The organism is Acidovorax sp. FG42, from assembly GCF_057809195.1.
In genome coordinates this window covers 109,415-125,676 of sequence record NZ_JBMDJM010000008.1, presented here as the reverse complement: position 1 = coordinate 125,676, position 16,262 = coordinate 109,415, and the positions used below count along the sequence as shown (strand labels likewise).

Annotated in this window: 14 protein-coding genes, 1 tRNA gene and 1 riboswitch; of the genes, 9 read left to right on the top strand and 6 right to left on the bottom strand. The window is 65.6% G+C overall.

Going from position 1 to position 16,262, the window contains the following annotated elements:
• The first annotated feature begins 95 nt into the window (after positions 1-95).
• The 3 genes from ACODSM_RS10835 (at position 96) to ACODSM_RS10825 (ending at position 2,678) form a co-directional block, all read left to right on the top strand.
• Entirely contained in the window at positions 96-1,070 is a 975-nt protein-coding gene (locus tag ACODSM_RS10835; RefSeq protein WP_015015350.1) for a LysR family transcriptional regulator, read from the top strand.
• A gap of 114 nt (positions 1,071-1,184) precedes the next feature.
• The gene (locus tag ACODSM_RS10830; protein WP_488805251.1) at positions 1,185-1,670 is read left to right on the top strand and encodes a hypothetical protein; all 486 of its coding nucleotides are present in this window, start codon (positions 1,185-1,187) and stop codon (positions 1,668-1,670) included.
• A 135-nt stretch (positions 1,671-1,805) separates the two neighbouring features.
• A riboswitch (FMN riboswitch) is annotated at positions 1,806-1,976 on the top strand.
• A gap of 150 nt (positions 1,977-2,126) precedes the next feature.
• A complete protein-coding gene (locus ACODSM_RS10825; RefSeq protein ID WP_488805250.1) occupies positions 2,127-2,678 on the top strand; it encodes a 6,7-dimethyl-8-ribityllumazine synthase in 552 nt (183 codons plus the stop codon).
• A gap of 89 nt (positions 2,679-2,767) precedes the next feature.
• Here ACODSM_RS10825 and ACODSM_RS10820 read toward each other — a convergent pair whose 3' ends face one another.
• From ACODSM_RS10820 to ACODSM_RS10810, 3 genes are all read right to left on the bottom strand, one after another.
• Positions 2,768-4,369: a methyl-accepting chemotaxis protein gene (locus tag ACODSM_RS10820; protein ID WP_488805249.1), complete on the bottom strand. Its 1,602-nt coding sequence runs from the start codon at positions 4,367-4,369 to the stop codon at positions 2,768-2,770.
• Positions 4,370-4,649: 280 nt separating this feature from the next.
• Positions 4,650-5,924: a CaiB/BaiF CoA transferase family protein gene (locus ACODSM_RS10815; RefSeq protein WP_488805248.1), complete on the bottom strand. Its 1,275-nt coding sequence runs from the start codon at positions 5,922-5,924 to the stop codon at positions 4,650-4,652.
• Positions 5,925-6,032: 108 nt separating this feature from the next.
• Entirely contained in the window at positions 6,033-7,229 is a 1,197-nt protein-coding gene (locus ACODSM_RS10810) for an acyl-CoA dehydrogenase (RefSeq protein ID WP_488805247.1), read from the bottom strand.
• A 180-nt stretch (positions 7,230-7,409) separates the two neighbouring features.
• Here ACODSM_RS10810 and ACODSM_RS10805 point away from each other — a divergent pair, with 180 nt between their 5' ends.
• The 3 genes from ACODSM_RS10805 to ACODSM_RS10795 all read left to right on the top strand — a co-directional run bounded on the left by ACODSM_RS10805 (position 7,410) and on the right by ACODSM_RS10795 (position 9,727).
• Positions 7,410-8,354, top strand: coding sequence for a LysR family transcriptional regulator (locus tag ACODSM_RS10805; RefSeq protein ID WP_488805246.1), 945 nt, complete (start codon positions 7,410-7,412; stop codon positions 8,352-8,354).
• A gap of 87 nt (positions 8,355-8,441) precedes the next feature.
• Positions 8,442-8,657, top strand: a complete 216-nt coding sequence (locus ACODSM_RS10800) for a hypothetical protein (RefSeq protein WP_015015343.1) — start codon at positions 8,442-8,444, stop codon at positions 8,655-8,657.
• 191 nt (positions 8,658-8,848) lie between these two features.
• Positions 8,849-9,727 carry a DUF6279 family lipoprotein gene (locus tag ACODSM_RS10795; RefSeq protein ID WP_488805245.1) on the top strand — a complete coding sequence of 293 codons (879 nt, stop codon included), beginning with the start codon at positions 8,849-8,851 and terminating at the stop codon, positions 9,725-9,727.
• 272 nt (positions 9,728-9,999) lie between these two features.
• On the opposite strand, the gene ACODSM_RS10790 is transcribed toward ACODSM_RS10795, so the two are convergent.
• A tRNA-Leu gene (locus tag ACODSM_RS10790) sits at positions 10,000-10,084 on the bottom strand.
• 39 nt (positions 10,085-10,123) lie between these two features.
• Here ACODSM_RS10790 and cysM point away from each other — a divergent pair.
• The 3 genes from cysM (at position 10,124) to ACODSM_RS10775 (ending at position 11,968) form a co-directional block, all read left to right on the top strand.
• Entirely contained in the window at positions 10,124-11,026 is a 903-nt protein-coding gene (gene cysM / locus ACODSM_RS10785) for a cysteine synthase CysM (RefSeq protein ID WP_015015341.1), read from the top strand.
• Positions 11,027-11,150: 124 nt separating this feature from the next.
• Complete coding sequence (locus ACODSM_RS10780; RefSeq protein ID WP_015015340.1) at positions 11,151-11,735, top strand: NUDIX domain-containing protein; 585 nt, start codon at positions 11,151-11,153, stop codon at positions 11,733-11,735.
• A gap of 5 nt (positions 11,736-11,740) precedes the next feature.
• The gene (locus tag ACODSM_RS10775) at positions 11,741-11,968 is read left to right on the top strand and encodes a sulfurtransferase TusA family protein (protein WP_015015339.1); all 228 of its coding nucleotides are present in this window, start codon (positions 11,741-11,743) and stop codon (positions 11,966-11,968) included.
• An 84-nt stretch (positions 11,969-12,052) separates the two neighbouring features.
• Here the strand turns inward: ACODSM_RS10775 and galU are convergent, their stop codons facing one another.
• Positions 12,053-12,940 (bottom strand): UTP--glucose-1-phosphate uridylyltransferase GalU, encoded by an 888-nt coding sequence (gene galU / locus ACODSM_RS10770; RefSeq protein ID WP_056066808.1) that lies wholly within the window; start codon positions 12,938-12,940, stop codon positions 12,053-12,055.
• 127 nt (positions 12,941-13,067) lie between these two features.
• Positions 13,068-15,965: a valine--tRNA ligase gene (locus ACODSM_RS10765; RefSeq protein ID WP_488805244.1), complete on the bottom strand. Its 2,898-nt coding sequence runs from the start codon at positions 15,963-15,965 to the stop codon at positions 13,068-13,070.
• Positions 15,966-16,262: the final 297 nt, after the last annotated feature.

Genomic DNA, 16,262 nt, shown 5'->3' with positions numbered 1-16,262 from the left:
TTTTGGGGCCAGCCGTCATGAACGCAAGGCGAAGGTTAGGTTTCGCGCCCCGGCCGGTCCACTGAATGTTTTGCGACAATCCATTCCAAACGCTTATGAGTCCAGACGAATTTCCGGGTAAACCCTTGTCTTTGGCGCAGGCCTGTGCGCGGCTGCGCTTTCGGCATTTGCAGTTTCTGGACATCCTGGGCCGCACGCGCAATCTGCGGCTCACGGCCGAGCAGATGCACGTCACGCAGCCTGCGGCCACCAAGATCCTGATGGACATCGAGGAGATCCTGGAGGCGCGCCTTTTCGACCGCCTCTCGCGTGGCATGCGGCCCAACGAGCTGGGGCTTTTTACGCTGCGCTATGCCAGCGCGGCGCTGGATGGGCAGCGCAAGTTTGTCGATGAATTCAATGCGTTGAAGCAGGGCGGCCACGGCCATGTGACGGTGGGCGCCATCACCGGCTCGGCTGCGCATGTGCTGGTGGCGTCGGTGGTCGAGATCCAGCGCCTGCGGCCCCTGCTGGTCATCAAGATCCTGGAGCAGAGCAGCGACCAGCTCATCGCCTGGCTGGCCGAACGCAAGATCGATCTGATGATCGGCCGCTTCACCACCGAGGACCAGCGCAGCCAGTTCCACTACGAGCACCTGTCCGCCGAGCCGCTGCATGTGGTGGGCGGGCAGCACCACCCGCTGCGCGGCGCCACCGACCTGTCGCTCACCGAGCTGGCGCACTGGCCGTGGATTCTGTACCCCGCCTCCACGGCGGTGCGCAAGGTGTCGGACGATCTGTTTGGCGGCGCGGGCCTGGCGCTCACGGCGGGGGTGGTGGAGACGCCGTCCTTCCTGTTCGCGCTGGAGCTGATGAACACCACCCACATGATGTCGCTGCAGCCTGCCGCGCTGATCCAGAAATACGTGGACCGGGGCCTGCTCTCGCGCATCCCCGTAGAGCTGCCGGACCGCATGCCCAGCTATGGCCTCATCACCCGCCTGGGCGAGCCGCCCACGCCCTCGGCCCAGGCCTTTATCGACGTGCTGCGTGAAACGGCGGGGGTGGCGCCGGACGTTTTGGGCGAGTAACCAAGCCTGCGCTATGTACGGCCTTTTTCGATAACCAATGGTTATTGAAAATCCAGGCTACCGGGCCCTGCCGTTATGCTCTGCGCCCTTTCCCGCCATCCAGGCCTTTTTTCCATGAGCGACGCACCCGACACGCCCGACGCCATCCAGGAACCCCGCTGCTGGAGCGATGGGCGCTGGACGGCGCAGGTCATCAAGAACGAAGACGACGATGGCTGGGCCGTGTCCATGACACTGAAGGGCGAGGCCGAACCCGCGCTGGTGGGCCCCTGGACCATGGGCCGCGACAAGAAGAACCCCAAGCCGCTCGATGTGTCGGCCTTCCACACCCTCGTCAAGACCGCGAGCGAGGTGGTGCGCCGCCATGAGCAGCAACTGCACGCACAACTGAACAAAAGCGTGCACATCACCACCGCCGACGGCCAGCGCCTGCGCGTGGCGTTGGCCATCGTGCCCGATGAAGAAGGCGCCACAGCCACGCTGAGCGCGCAGGACGAGCTGGGTGAAGAGGTTGCCCGTGCGTCCGCGCCGCCCACCTTCAAGCTCACGCCCGCCAGCGCAGCGGCCTGGGCCGAAGGCGGGTTTCAGCGCGTGCGCTGAGCAGGCATCGGCGTTCTGCACACCCCGAGCCCCAGAAGCCGCCACTGCCAGTGCGGCAATCGCCTGCGCGACGGCATTGCGCCACCCAGCCGCCTAAAATCTCGCCCGTTGGCCCCGAATGACCTTCGGGGCCGACAGCGTTCTCAGGGCGGGGCGGAATTCCCCACCGGCGGTATTTGTTGGCTGAAAGGCTGGCAAGAGCCCGCGAGCGCCTGCGGAGCCGTTCTTCGGAACAGGCCTGCAGGGTCAGCAGATCTGGTGCGAAACCAGAGCCGACGGTCACAGTCCGGATGAAAGAGATCGCGAAACCCACAGCACCCGCCATGGGTGGCTGGGCCTTTGGCGTTTGCTTGCGTGCTTTTTGCCCGCTGGTCAGCGCCTGAGGCCTGCGCCGCCCTGTGCAGGTGCCGTGCTCGCGCGCGCCCTGATTCTGGTACGACCTGTTTTGAGGAACCCATGAATCAGTCTTCTGCTACTTCTCCCGTCTCTCCCCTGGCCCCCGTCGCCGCCCACCGTGGCGCTCGCGTGGCCATCATCAGTGCCAGCTGGCACCAGGACATCGTGCACCAGGCGCGCGACGCGGCCCTGGCCGAGTTCGACCGCCATGGCCTGCCGCCCGCGCAGGTGGCGCTGTTCGACGTGCCAGGCGCGTTCGAGATTCCGCTCTTGGCCCGCAAGCTCGCGCGCAGCGGGCGCTACGACGCCATCGTGGCCTGCGCGCTGGTGGTCAACGGCGGCATCTATCGCCACGAGTTCGTCACCACCGCCGTCATCGACGGCCTGATGCGTGTGCAGCTCGACACCGAGGTGCCGGTGATGTCGGCCGTGCTCACGCCGCGCGACTTCCACGACCACGAGGACCATGTGCGCTTCTTCCGCGAGCATTTCGTGAAGAAGGGCACCGAGGTGGCCCAGGCCTGCCTGCAGACCATGGCCTACCTGCGCAAGCTGGCCTCGCCCACGCTGGCGACTGTGCAGCAGGCAACGCCTGCGCTGGCCGAAGCCTGAGAAGACGTCAGTTGCTACTATTTATGTAGCTACTGGCGCATGATGCACTAGCGCTTCAGGCCGATTGGGTTTGAAATGGCCGCGCCACGTCAGCTTGCGGCCAACCGGGGCTGGCGTTGGCCCGCAGCGGGCATGCGGGAGGCTGGGGATGGGCTCGTCTGCGCATCCGCCAGCCGGAACACCGCCACCGCCTGCACCAGCTGCTGCGCCTGCACCTTCAGGCTGTCGGCAGCCGCTGCGCTTTGCTCTACCAGCGCTGCGTTCTGCTGCGTGGCCTGGTCCATCTGCATCACCGCTTCGCCCACCTGGGCCACACCTGCGCTTTGCTCGCTGCTGGCGGCGCTGATCTCGCCCACGATGTCGGTCACGCGGCGGATGGCGCTCACCACCTCGTTCATCGTCGCGCCTGCCTTGTCCACCAGCGTGGTGCCCAGCTCCACACGCTCCACGCTGGCGTGGATCAGGGTCTTGATCTCCTTGGCGGCGTCCGCGCTGCGCTGGGCGAGGTTGCGCACCTCGCTGGCCACCACGGCAAAGCCCCGGCCTTGCTCGCCCGCGCGAGCGGCCTCCACCGCAGCGTTCAGCGCGAGGATGTTGGTCTGAAAGGCGATGCCATCGATGACAGAGATGATGTCGGAGATCTTCTTGCTGCTGTCGTTGATGCCCTTCATGGTGGTCACCACCTCGGCCACTACGTCGCCGCCTTGCACGGCCACGGTGCTGGCGCTCACGGCCAGCTGGTTGGCGGTGCGGGCGTTTTCGGCATTGGCCTGCACGGTGGAGCTGAGTTCTTCCATCGATGCCGATGTTTCCTCCAGTGCGCTGGCCTGCTGCTCGGTGCGGGCGCTCAGGTCGTTGTTGCCCAGCGCGATCTCGGTGCTGGCGGCGGCCACGCTGTCGGCGTTGTTGCGCACGTTGCTCACCACCTGCGACAGGCTGTTCTGCATGTCGTGCAGCGCGTTCAGCAGCAGGGCGATCTCGTCCTTGCCCTGCACATGGCGCGCCACCGTCAGGTCGCCGCTGGCCACGGCCTGCGACACGCGCACTGCGTTGTCCAGCGGGTTCACCACGGTGCGGCTGAAGGCAATGGCGCCAGCAATGCCCAGCGCGCACACCACCAGCATCACCACCAGGCTGATGGTGGTGGCGCGCTGTGCGGTGGCAGCGGCACGTTCGGCCACGGTGCTGCTGGCCTTTGCGATCAGGTCGCCCGCTTGGTCCAGCAGTTGCGAGGGTTCGCGGTCCATGCCCGCCACGGCCTTGTCGCCCGCCTGCGGGTCGTGGTCGGCGGCCTTGAAGGCTTCCAACCCCTTGCGGTAAGCGGTGCCCATGCGTTCGTGGGCCTGGGCAAACTGCAACACGCGTTCGCGGCCCTCGCCCGGGGGCAGGGCGGCGACGAGCTTTTGCGCTTCATCCTTGATGGCCTGTTCCTGCTTTTCAAACGCGGCCCAATAGCGCGTGAGCTGGGCCGGGTCCTTGCCGCGCAGCAGCACGTTTTTCCACTCCTGCACCTGCACCTTGAAGTTGTTGAGCATTCCTGCTGCCATGCGCTCGTGCTCAAAGCTCTGGGCCACGGTGGTCTGGTAGGTGTCGAGCGCCTGATTCAGACGGCTGATGCCAAACAGGGCCGCTGCAAACAGCAAGAGCAGCGACACGGTGAAGGCCAGGGGGAGCTTAAGGCTGAGCTTCATGAGGAACTCCTTGAGGGTCCAGAAACGTCGCAGTGGGGCCGGTGGCCCTCCATCCTGGTTCAGCGGCGCGTGGTGGGCAGGGCCGCAGGCAGGGCGTCTTCAGGATTATGGAGACGGATGTAAATTTTTGTACATGTCTTTTTTGCCGTGGGGCAGGCGCGCGCGGAATAGGGCCAGTGACTTATGGAATGCAGCCAGCCCAAACAAAACGGCCTTGCCGGTGAGGGCAAGGCCGTGCAGTGGTCAGGGCATCGCGCAGACCGATGCCGCGAGGGGCTGATTACACAACCCCGCTGGCCCGCAGCGCTGCAATGCGCGCCGCATCCAGGCCCATCTCGCGCAGCACCTCGTCGGTGTGCTGCCCCAGTGCCGGTGGCGCATTGCGCAGCACGGGCGGCGTGGCCGACAGGCGCAGCGGGCTGGCCACACCGGTGATCTGCTGCACCTTGTCGGTGGCGGCCTCGCCAGCTTTCCAGCGCGGCAGCGTCACGGCCAGGCCACGGGCCTGCACCTGGGCGTCGTCAAACGCCTGGGCGATGGTGTTGATGGGGCCGCAGGGCACAGCCTTGTCTTCCAGCAGCGTGATCCAGTCGGCCGTGGTGCGCGTGCGGGTCACGGCCTCCATGGCGGGGATCAGTGCAGCACGGTTTTGCACGCGCAGCGTGTTGGTGGCAAAGCGAGGGTCCGTGGCCCATTGCGGCTGGTTGGCCGCTGCACAAAAGCGCTGGAACTGCCCGTCGTTGCCAATGGCCAGCAGCATGTTGCCGTCCTGCGTGGGGAAGTCCTGGTAGGGCGCCAGGCTGGGGTGGCTGTTGCCCATGCGGCCGGGCGCCTTGCCCGTGGCCAGAAAGCCCGAGGCCTGGTTGGCCAGCACGGCCATGCCCACGTCGAGTAGGGCCATGTCGATGTGCTGGCCCTGGCCGGTGCCGTTCACCGCGTTGTCGCGCACATGCAGCGCGGCCAGGATGGCGTTGCTAGCGTAGAGGCCGGTGAACAGGTCGATGACGGCCACGCCCACACGCATCGGGCCACCGCCGGGCTGACCATCGGCCTGGCCGGTGATGCTCATCAGGCCCGTCATGGCCTGCACCATCAGGTCGTAGCCCGCGCGCTCGGCATACGGGCCGTCTTGCCCAAAGCCGGTGACGGAGCAGTAAATGAGGCGCGGGTTCAGCGCGCGCAGGCTCTCATGGTCCAGGCCGTACTGCTTGAGGCCGCCGACCTTGAAGTTCTCCACCACGATGTCCGCCTCCAGCGCCATCTGCTTGATGAGCGCTTGGCCGTCGGGCGAAGCCATGTCGATGGTGACCGAGCGCTTGTTGCGGTTGCAGGCGGTGTAGTAGCTGGCCTGGTTGGTTTCGTTACCGTCCGCGTCCTTCAAGAAGGGCGGGCCCCACTGGCGGGTGTCGTCGCCCACGCCGGGGCGCTCCACCTTCACCACATCCGCGCCCAGGTCGGCCAGGATCTGCGTGCACCACGGCCCGGCCAGCACGCGGGAGAGGTCGAGCACCTTGATGCCTGCGAGGGCGCCTGGAGCGGTAGAGGAGGTGGTCATGGTGTGCTTACTATGAAATTGATAGCTGTCAGCGCATGATGGACTAGCGCTACAAGGCAAAAACACCGCAAAGGCGGTGTTTTTGCCGGTTCTCGGTGCGCAGGCCGATCAGTTGGCGAACGCGGCGATGCCCGTCTGGGCGCGGCCCAGGATGAGGGCGTGCACATCGTGCGTGCCTTCGTAGGTGTTCACCACTTCCAGGTTCACCAGGTGGCGGGCCACGCCGAACTCGTCGCTGATGCCGTTGCCGCCCATCATGTCGCGCGCCAGGCGGGCAATGTCCAGGGCCTTGCCGCAGCTGTTGCGCTTGATGATGGAAGTGCCTTCCACGCTGGCCGTGCCCGCGTCCTTCATGCGGCCAAACTGCAGGCAGGCCTGCAGGCCGATGGCGATCTCGGTCTGCATGTCGGCCAGCTTCTTCTGGATGAGCTGGTTGGCGGCCAGGGGGCGGCCGAACTGCTTGCGGTCCAGCGTGTATTGGCGGGCGGTGTGCCAGCAGAACTCGGCCGCGCCCAGCGCGCCCCAGGCGATGCCGTAGCGCGCGCTGTTCAGGCAGGTGAACGGGCCCTTCAGGCCTTGCACTTCTGGGAAGGCGTTTTCTTCGGGCACGAACACGTCGTCCATCACGATCTCGCCGGTAATCGACGCACGCAGGCCCACCTTGCCGTGGATGGCAGGGGCTGTCAGGCCCTTCATGCCCTTTTCCAGCACAAAGCCGCGGATGGGGCCCACGGCGCCGCCTTCGGACACTTCCTTGGCCCAGACCACGAACACGTCGGCCACGGGGCTGTTGGTGATCCACATCTTGCTGCCCTTGAGCTTGTAGCCACCATCGACCTTGTAGGCGCGCGTGGCCATGCTGCCGGGGTCGGAGCCGTGGTCGGGCTCGGTCAGGCCAAAGCAGCCAATCCACTCGCCGCTGGCGAGCTTGGGCAGGTACTTCTGGCGCTGGGCTTCGCTGCCGAATTCATAAATAGGCACCATCACCAGCGACGACTGCACGCTGGCCATCGAGCGGTAGCCCGAATCCACACGCTCCACTTCGCGGGCGATCAGGCCGTAGGCCACATACGACAGGCCGGGGCCACCGTATTGCTCGGGGATGGTGGGGCCCAAGAGGCCCACTTCACCCATCTCGCGGAAGATGCTCACGTCCATCTTTTCGTGGCGGAAGGCGTCCAGCACGCGGGGTGCCAGCTTGTCCTGGCAATACGCTGCGGCGGCGTCGCGGATGGCGCGCTCCTCGTCGGTCAGTTGCTGGCTCAGAAGGAAAGGGTCATCCCATTGAAAAGCGGCGTGGGCCATGTGTGTCTCCAGGTCGGAAAGGGGGTGAACAAAAAAACGAATCTGGAATGCATCGTAGGCCTGGGGGCGGTAGCCTGCAAGCGAGTTCTTTTCATCCAGACATGCGTTTATGGAATGTATGGAATACTTGTCGCAGCCAGCTTCAAGGGCTGGTGGCTTCTTCACAAGTTCCTCTTCATCATGCGTCGCAACATTCCATCGACCCAGGCCCTGGCCTGTTTTGAAGTGGCCGCCCGCCACGAGAGCTACACCCGCGCCGCGCAGGAGTTGTCGCTCACCCAAAGCGCCGTCTCGCGCCAGATCCAGGCGCTGGAAGAGTTTTTGGGCGTGGCACTGTTTCGCCGCACGCGCCACGGCGTGGTGCTGACGCCAGCGGGCGCGCACTATGGCCGCCAGGTGGCGCGCTGGCTGCAGGGGCTGGAGCGTGACACGCTCGATGTGATGGCCCACCAGGGCGAGGGCGGCACGATCACGCTGGCGGCCGTGCCCACCTTTGCCACGCGCTGGCTCATCCCGCGCCTGCCGCAGCTGGCGCAGGCGCACCCCGACATCGTGGTGCACATCGACACGCAGACGCGGCCTTTCTTGTTTGCCGACACCACCTTCGACGCCGCGCTGTACGCAGGCACGCCCGAGCAGGTGAGCAACTGGCCTGGCGTGCAGGCGCAGCTGCTGATGCATGAAGACGTGGTGCCCGTGTGCAGCCCGCGCCTGCTCGAATCCGCCGCGCCGCGGGGCCGGGGCCGCGCCCACCAGCCCGTGGCCGCCGAGGCGCTGGCCGAGCTGCCGCTGCTGCAGCAAAGCACGCGCCCGTATGGCTGGCGCCAGTGGTTCGATGCCATGGCAGTGGATGCGCCGCATGCGCTGGATGGCCCGCGCTACGAGCTGTTCTCCATGCTGGCCGTGGCCGCCACGCATGGCATGGGCGTGGCGCTGATCCCGCCGCTGCTCATCGAGGCAGAGCTTGCCAGTGGCGAGCTGGTGGTGGCCTGCAACCGCCCGCTGCGCGGCGAGCGGGCGTACTACCTCATCAGCCCCACGCAGGCACAGCCGCCGGTGCTGGCCACGTTTGCGCGCTGGCTGCAGCAGATGGCCGAGGCGGCGGGCGCCCCGGTGGCGGGTTGATGCGCTTGCGTCCACCTAGGCGGTGAACTAATCTGGTTGCGCGGAAGTCTGTCTTTCATTCAGCAACCTTGTTGGAGAGCGACCCCCATGACCACATACCACGCTCCGCATTTCGATCCCACGGTGGATGAGATCGAAACCCTGAAACAGCTTGAAATGGGCGAAGTCATCACGCTGCCCCATGCGCTCAAAGACCATGTCTCCGGGCGACTGCTCGAATGGGGCTTCATCACCAAGGGGACGGGTGGCGAGCTGGCCATCACCGCCAGTGGCCGCCAGTTGATCCGGCGACAGGACAACTGACTTCCAGCTCACCCAGTCTTTGGTGCGCAGCCCTTGTGGGGCTGGGCTGACCGGGCTGACCGGGCTGGCTGGGTTCGGGCAGGTGCGCATCCGGGTGAAATCCTGGTCTGCGGGCCGGGGTATCCGTGCCCTGTGGCCGCCGTAGCGGGCATTGGGCCTATCCTGCGCTGTCCCGTTGTTCTGGAGCTGCCGTGCCTGCTGTGTCCCGCCTGCGCACCACCCTGTGCATTGCCGCCCTGGCCCTGGCCGGTGCGTTGCTCGCGGGCTGCAGCACGGTGCGGCTGGCGTACAACCAAGTGCCCCATCTGGCGTACTGGCAGCTGAACCGTTACCTTGACCTGTCGGACGCGCAGACAGAGCGCGTGCGGGGCGACCTGGGCGAGCTGCACCGCTGGCACCGCGACACCATGCTGCCCCAGCATGCCGAGCTGTTGCAAAGGGTGCAGCAGCAGTTGCCTGCCACCATCACTGCCGAGCAGGCCTGCCGCATTTACGAGGAAGCCCGTGCCCAGCTGGACAAGGTACTGGCCCAAGCCGAGCCCAAGGTGGTGTGGCTGGCCTCCCAGCTGACCGAGGCGCAGATCCGCAACCTGGAGCGCAAGCAGGCCGACAGCAATGCCGACTGGAAGTCCGAGTGGCTGGACCCGCCGCCCGACAAGCTGCGCGAGCGCCGCTTCAAGGACCTCTCATCGCGGCTCGAAACCTTTTATGGCCCGCTGGACGAGCCGCAGAAGGCCGTGCTGCGCGCCTTCGTCGCCCAGTCGGCCTTCGACCCGCAGCGCACCTATGCCGAGCGCGTGCGCCGGCAAAAGGACCTGGTGCAGGTGCTGCGCAGCATCCAGGCCGACCGCAGCAACACCGCCCAGGCCCGCACGCTGATGCTGGGCTTTCTGGACCGCGTGGTGACGTCGCCGGATGGCGCCTACCAGCGCTACGCGCAAGCGCTGGTGGCCGAGGGCTGCGAGGGGTTTGCGCGCCTGCACAACGCCATGACGCCTGCGCACCGGCTGCGTGCGGCGCAATCGCTCAAGGGTTATGAGCAGGACTTCCTGTTGCTGGCTGCGCGTTGAGGTGCCGTGCCATCGGCCATGCGCAAGCGTTGCTGCAGCAGGGGCGTGAAGGTCAGCAGAACATCATCGCCAGCAGCGCCGCATCCTCGGCCATGTTCTGCAGGGCATAACCCGCCAGCCGGTAGGCCAGCACGGTGGCGTGCGCGATCAGATCCTGGGCGGTCATGGCGGTGGCTGGGTGTGGGGAGGTGCAGAAATCACATGCCGCCGCCACAGCGGCTGGCCCAGCAAAAAGGCCGATAGCTCGTGGAAGCTACCGGCCTTGTTGACTGTGGTGCCCGGGGCCGGAATCGAACCGGCACGCCTTGCGGCGGGGGATTTTGAGTCCCCTGCGTCTACCAATTTCACCACCCGGGCGGAATATGTGAAGCCCTGAATTATGGCACAGTAGGGCGTATGAAATATCCGACGATTGAAGACGCGGTAGGCAACACGCCGCTGGTAGCGCTGCAGCGCATTGGGGCCCAGGACAACGCCGCGCGGGGCAATGTGGTGCTCGGCAAGCTGGAAGGCAACAACCCCGCAGGGTCCGTCAAGGACCGGCCTGCACTGTCGATGATCCGCCGCGCCGAAGAGCGTGGCGATATCCGTCCTGGCGACACGCTGATCGAGGCCACGTCGGGCAATACCGGCATCGCTTTGGCGATGGCCGCGGCCATCAAGGGCTACCGCATGGTGCTGGTGATGCCTGAGGACTTATCCATCGAACGCGCCCAGACCATGAAGGCCTTTGGTGCCGAGCTGGTGCTCACACCCAAGAGCGGCGGCATGGAGCACGCCCGCGACCTGGCCGAGGCCATGCAAAAGCGTGGTGAGGGCAAGGTGCTGGACCAGTTTGGCAACCCCGACAACCCCCGCATTCACTACGAAACCACAGGCCCCGAGATCTGGGAGCAGACGGGCGGGCGCATCACCCACTTTGTGAGCGCCATGGGCACCACGGGCACCATCACGGGCGTGTCGCGGTTCCTCAAGGAGAAGAACCCCGCCATCCAGATCATCGGCGCGCAGCCCGAAGAGGGCTCGCGCATCCCGGGCATCCGCAAGTGGCCGCAGGAGTACCTGCCCAAGATTTATGACGCCAGCACGGTCGATGAGCTGGTGTATGTGAGCCAGGACAGCGCCGAAGACATGTGCCGCCGCCTTGCGCGCGAAGAGGGCATTTTTGCCGGCATCTCGGCTGCAGGCGCGTGCTGGGTGGCGCAGCAGATCGCTGCGCGCGACAGCAATGCCACCATCGTCTTCATCGTGTGCGATCGGGGCGACCGGTATTTGTCGACCGGGGTGTTTCCTGCATGACCGGTGGTGCGGGGTGCAGGACGGGCTCCTCGGGCGTCGCCAGGTGCCTTTGCACAGGTTTTTGAATCAAAATGGCTGCTAGCGCTAGTTGAATATGCCTCAGTAGCTACATAAAAGATAGCATATGCACTACGAAGTCCGTTTTTGCCCCCACTGCGCGACCGAGCTGCAGCCCATCACGCTGGCCGAAGATGGCGGCGACAAGGAGCGCCTGCGCTGCCCCGCCTGCGGCTGGACACACTGGAACAACCCCACGCCCGTGCTGGCCGCCATTGTGGAGATCGACGGCAAGGTGCTGCTGGCGCGCAACGCGGCGTGGCCGGGCAAGATGTTTGCGCTGATCACCGGCTTCATGGAGGCAGGCGAGTCGCCCCAGGAAGGCATTGCACGCGAGGTCAAGGAAGAGACCAACCTCGATGTGCAGTCCACCACCCTGGTGGGGGCCTACGAGTTCTTGCGCATGAACCAGGTCATCATTGCCTACCACGTGGTGGCCACGGGGCAGGTCAAACTGTCGCCCGAGCTGGTGGACTACCGGCTGTACGATCTGCCAGATCTCAAATGCTGGCCTGCGGGCACGGGCTACGCGCTGGCCGACTGGCTGCGCACGCGCGGCCATGAGCCCGTGTTTTTCACGGCCGAAGAAAATGCAGAACGCCGCCGTGGGCTGGACGAACAAGCCCCGGCCGCGACGCCGCCTAAGGATTGATGACCATGGACATTCACAAAGAAATCGACACGCGGGGCCTGAACTGCCCCCTGCCCATCCTCAAGGCCAAGAAGGCGCTGTCGGACATGGCGAGCGGCCAGCTACTGAAGGTGGTGGCCACCGACAACGGATCGCTGCGCGACTTTCAGGCGTTTGCCAAGCAGACCGGCAACGAGCTGGTGGAGCAGCAGACGGTGGGCGAAGAGTACATCCACGTCCTGCGCCGCCGTTGAACGCAAAAATAGCTGCCAGCGCTGGTTGCATCAGCGCTGGCAGCTATCAATTTTGATCTTAATCGAGAGCTTGGACGGCCGGGTTTACAGCGCCAGGTTCTTCAGGTAGTCCCGGAAGTGCGCCCCCACCTGCGGGTGCTGCAGGGCCAGTTCCACCGTCGCTTCCAGAAACCCTTCCTTGCTGCCGCAGTCGTAGCGTTTGCCTTCGTACTGGAAGGCGTACACGGCTTCATTGTTCATCAGGCGCGCAATGCCATCGGTGAGCTGGATCTCGCCGCCCACGCCGCGCGGCTGGTTGCGGATCTCGTCAAACACGCCGGGCGTGAGGATGTAGCGGCCCGCCACGCCCATGCGCGAGGGGGCATCGGCCGCCTTGGGCTTTTCGACAATGCGCTGGATGCGGATCAACGGGCCACCGGCAGGCTCGCCCGCCACGATGCCGTACTTGTGCACCTGGTCCTCGGGCACCTCTTGCACGGCGATCACCGATCGGCCTTGCTGGCGGAACGCGGTCGCCATCTGCGCCAGCACGGGCTGACCGCCTTGGGGACCCACCATCAAATCGTCAGCCAGCAGCACGGCAAAGGGCTCCTTGCCCACCAGAGGCTCCGCGCACAACACCGCGTGGCCCAGCCCTAACGAGCGCGGCTGGCGCACAAAGGCGCAGTCCATGTCGCTGGGCTGGATGGAGCGCACCAGTTCCAGCAACTCCTTCTTGCCGGCCGCTTCCAGCTCGGCCTCCAGTTCGTAGGCGGTGTCGAAGTGGTCTTCAATAGCGCGCTTGCTGCGGCCCGTCACAAAAATCATGTGGCGGATGCCCGCGGCGTAGGCCTCTTCGACGGCGTACTGGATCAGCGGCTTGTCCACCACGGGCAGCATCTCCTTGGGGCTGGCCTTGGTGGCGGGCAGAAAGCGTGTGCCCAGTCCGGCAACGGGGAAAACGGCTTTGCGAACGGTGGTGGCAACAGTCATGGGGCTCCTCTGAACGGATGGGGCGGTGTGTGGGCTGCAAGGCAGCCGCACGCACACCGGCAGAACATGAAAACAAGGCAATCGGCCCGCGCAGGGCGGGCCGCCATGGCGCAGTATGGCCCGGGTTTTAGCCCAGCCGTGTCAGCTGATCGCGCAATCTGCCCAGCGTGGCGCCGAAGTCGGCAATGCGCTTTTTCTCCTGCTCGATCACCGCCGCAGGCGCCTTGGCCACAAAGGCTTCGTTGGACAGCTTGTTGTTGGCCTTGGTGATCTCGCCGTCGATGCGGGCGATTTCCTTGGACAGGCGGGCCTTCTCGGCCGCCACGTCGATCTCCATGTACAGGCACATGCGGGCGTCGCCCACCACGGCCACGGGCGCAGCCTGCGCGGCGGCGGCCCAAGCGGCCTCGTCGTCAAACACCTTGACCTCGCTGAGCTTGGCCAGGGCCTGCAGCACCGGGCCCACGCCACGCATGAACTCGGTGTCGCCCACCGCGTACAGGGGCAGGCGGGTGGAGGGAGACACGTTCATCTCGCCCCGCAGCGCGCGGCACGCGTCCACCAGACCCTTCACGCGGCCCATGTGGGCGATAGCAGTTTCGTCGATCTTGGCCGGTTGGGCTTCGGGGTAGCGTGCAATGCTGACCGACTCGCCGGGGATGCCGGCCACGGGTGCCACCACCTGCCACAGGGCTTCGGTGATGAACGGGATGATGGGGTGGGCCAGGCGCAGGATGGCTTCGAGCGTGCGGATCAGCGTGCGGCGCGTGGCGCGCTGCTGGGCGTCGGTGCCGTTCTGGATCTGCACCTTGGCGATCTCCAGATACCAGTCGCAGTACTCGTTCCAGACAAAGTCGTAGATCGTGTTGGCCACGTTGTCCAGGCGGTACTCTTCAAAGCCCTTGGCGACTTCGGCCTCGGTCTTTTGCAGCAGCGAGGTGATCCAGCGGTCGGCCTGGCTGAACTCCATGTAGCCGTGGGCGCTGCCGCCGGGCTGGCATTCTTCCTTGGTGTGCTCTTTCAGGCCGCAGTCCTGGCCTTCGCAGTTCATTAGCACGAAGCGGCTGGCGTTCCAGAGCTTGTTGCAGAAGTTGCGGTAGCCCTCGCAGCGCTTGCTGTCGAAGTTGATGCTGCGGCCCAGCGATGCCAGCGCGGCAAAGGTAAAGCGCAGCGCATCGGCGCCATAGGCCGGAATGCCTTCGGGGAATTCCTTTTGCGTGTTCTTGCGCACGGTGGGCGCGGTCTCGGGCTTTCGCAGGCCGGTGGTTCGCTTGTCAAGCAGCGGTTCCAGCGCAATGCCGTCGATCAGGTCCACGGGGTCGAGCACGTTGCCCTCGGACTTGCTCATCTTCTTGCCCTGCGCGTCGCGCACCAGGCCGTGGATGTACACGTGCTTGAACGGCACGCGGCCCGTGAAGTGCGTGGTCATCATGATCATCCGGGCGACCCAGAAGAAGATGATGTCGTAGCCCGTGACCAGCACGGTGCTGGGCAGGTACAGGTTGAAGTCGTCGGTTTCGGCGGTGCCTTGGTTCGGCCAGCCCATGGTGCTGAAGGGCACGAGGGCGGACGAGTACCAGGTGTCCAGCACGTCCTCGTCACGGCGCAGCTTTTTACCTGTGGCCTTGGCCTGCGCCTCGGCTTCGGTGCGGGCGACGATCACGTTGCCGTCTTCGTCGTACCACGCCGGGATCTGGTGGCCCCACCACAGCTGGCGGCTGATGCACCAGTCCTGGATGTTGTTCATCCACTGGTTGTAGGTGTTCACCCAGTTCTCGGGCACGAACTTCACATCGCCGCTGGCCACGGCGTCGATCGCCTTTTGCGCAATGCTCTTGCCCGTGGGGTCCTGGTCGCTGACCTTGCTCATGGCCACGAACCACTGGTCGGTCAGCATGGGCTCGATCACCTGGCCGGTGCGGGTGCAGATGGGCACCATCAGCTTGTGCTTCTTCACCTCCACCAGCGCGCCGATGGCTTCCAGGTCGGCCACCACGGCCTTGCGGGCCACGAAGCGGTCCATGCCCTGGTACTTGGCGGGCGCGTTCTCGTTGATGGTGGCCTGCAGGGTCAGCACCACGATCATCGGTAGCTTGTGGCGCTGGCCCACGGCATAGTCGTTCTGGTCGTGCGCGGGCGTCACCTTCACCACGCCCGTGCCGAACTCCTTGTCCACATACTCGTCGGCGATCACCGGAATCTGGCGGTCGCACAGCGGCAGGTTGACCATCTTGCCGATGAGGTGCGTGTAGCGTGCATCCTCAGGGTGCACCATCAGTGCCACGTCGCCCAGCATGGTCTCGGGCCGGGTGGTGGCCACCGTCAGGCTGCCCGATCCATCGGCCAGCGGGTAGGCGATGTGCCAGAGCGAGCCGTCTTTTTCTTCGCTCTCGACTTCCAGGTCGGACACGGCGGACTGCAGCTTGGGGTCCCAGTTCACCAGGCGCTTGCCGCGGTAGATCAGGCCCTGCTCGTAGAGCTTCACGAAGGTGTCGGTGACCACCTTGGAGAGCTTGTCGTCCATGGTGAAGTATTCGCGGCTCCAGTCCACGCTGTCGCCCATGCGGCGCATCTGCGTGGTGATGGTGTTGCCGGACTTTTCCTTCCACTCCCACACCTTGCTCACAAAGTTCTTGCGCGCCTCGGGCGGGGTGGGGCCCATGTCGTAGCGGCTGATGCCTTGCTCTTGCAACTGGCGCTCCACCACGATCTGCGTGGCGATGCCCGCGTGGTCGGTGCCCGGCACCCACACCGTGTTGAAGCCGCGCATGCGGTGGTAGCGCGTGAGGCTGTCCATGATCGTCTGGTTGAACGCATGGCCCATGTGCAGCGTGCCCGTCACGTTGGGCGGGGGCAGCTGGATGGAGAAAGCGGGCTCGCCCGCCTGGGGCTGGCCCGTGCCACGGTGGCCTGCGGTGCCATACCCGCGCTTTTCCCATTCGGGGCCCCAGTGGGCTTCCAGTGCAGCAGGTTCAAACGACTTGGACAGGCTTTCGAGGCCGGGTTGTGGTTGGGGCGTGCTCATGGGTCTGGCAGTGGGGTGTGGCAGTGGGGGCCGTGGGGCGGAGCAGCCGCAGGGAGCGCTCCGACGAACAAGAGGGTGAACCGCACATTTTAAGGGACCGCCACCCCGGCGCTGGCCCCGCGGGGGCTTGGGCCGTTTGGCAATCGCGCGCCGTCTGTCGGCCGATTCTTTCCAATGGTTACCTTGAGCCTGGGTGCGCGGGTGAATGCGTCCTGATAATCCCGCCCCACAGAGCGAGGAGGGCGCGGCAACGCGGACCAGGCTCTGAGAGCGGCTAACAAAACTCCCCTGGCGTCG

Bases quoted from the DNA above. Each gene is read 5' to 3' on its own strand.
- cysM (WP_015015341.1), top strand. From the start codon at position 10,124: ATGAAATATCCGACGATTGAAGACGCGGTAGGCAACACGCCGCTGGTA.
- ACODSM_RS10815 (WP_488805248.1), bottom strand. From the start codon at position 5,924: ATGACCACCTCCTCTACCGCTCCAGGCGCCCTCGCAGGCATCAAGGTG.
- ACODSM_RS10775 (WP_015015339.1), top strand. From the start codon at position 11,741: ATGGACATTCACAAAGAAATCGACACGCGGGGCCTGAACTGCCCCCTG.
- ACODSM_RS10810 (WP_488805247.1), bottom strand. From the start codon at position 7,229: ATGGCCCACGCCGCTTTTCAATGGGATGACCCTTTCCTTCTGAGCCAG.
- ACODSM_RS10830 (WP_488805251.1), top strand. From the start codon at position 1,185: ATGAGCGACGCACCCGACACGCCCGACGCCATCCAGGAACCCCGCTGC.
- ACODSM_RS10780 (WP_015015340.1), top strand. From the start codon at position 11,151: ATGCACTACGAAGTCCGTTTTTGCCCCCACTGCGCGACCGAGCTGCAG.
- ACODSM_RS10825 (WP_488805250.1), top strand. From the start codon at position 2,127: ATGAATCAGTCTTCTGCTACTTCTCCCGTCTCTCCCCTGGCCCCCGTC.
- ACODSM_RS10835 (WP_015015350.1), top strand. From the start codon at position 96: ATGAGTCCAGACGAATTTCCGGGTAAACCCTTGTCTTTGGCGCAGGCC.
- ACODSM_RS10765 (WP_488805244.1), bottom strand. From the start codon at position 15,965: ATGAGCACGCCCCAACCACAACCCGGCCTCGAAAGCCTGTCCAAGTCG.
- galU (WP_056066808.1), bottom strand. From the start codon at position 12,940: ATGACTGTTGCCACCACCGTTCGCAAAGCCGTTTTCCCCGTTGCCGGA.
- ACODSM_RS10805 (WP_488805246.1), top strand. From the start codon at position 7,410: ATGCGTCGCAACATTCCATCGACCCAGGCCCTGGCCTGTTTTGAAGTG.
- ACODSM_RS10820 (WP_488805249.1), bottom strand. From the start codon at position 4,369: ATGAAGCTCAGCCTTAAGCTCCCCCTGGCCTTCACCGTGTCGCTGCTC.
- ACODSM_RS10800 (WP_015015343.1), top strand. From the start codon at position 8,442: ATGACCACATACCACGCTCCGCATTTCGATCCCACGGTGGATGAGATC.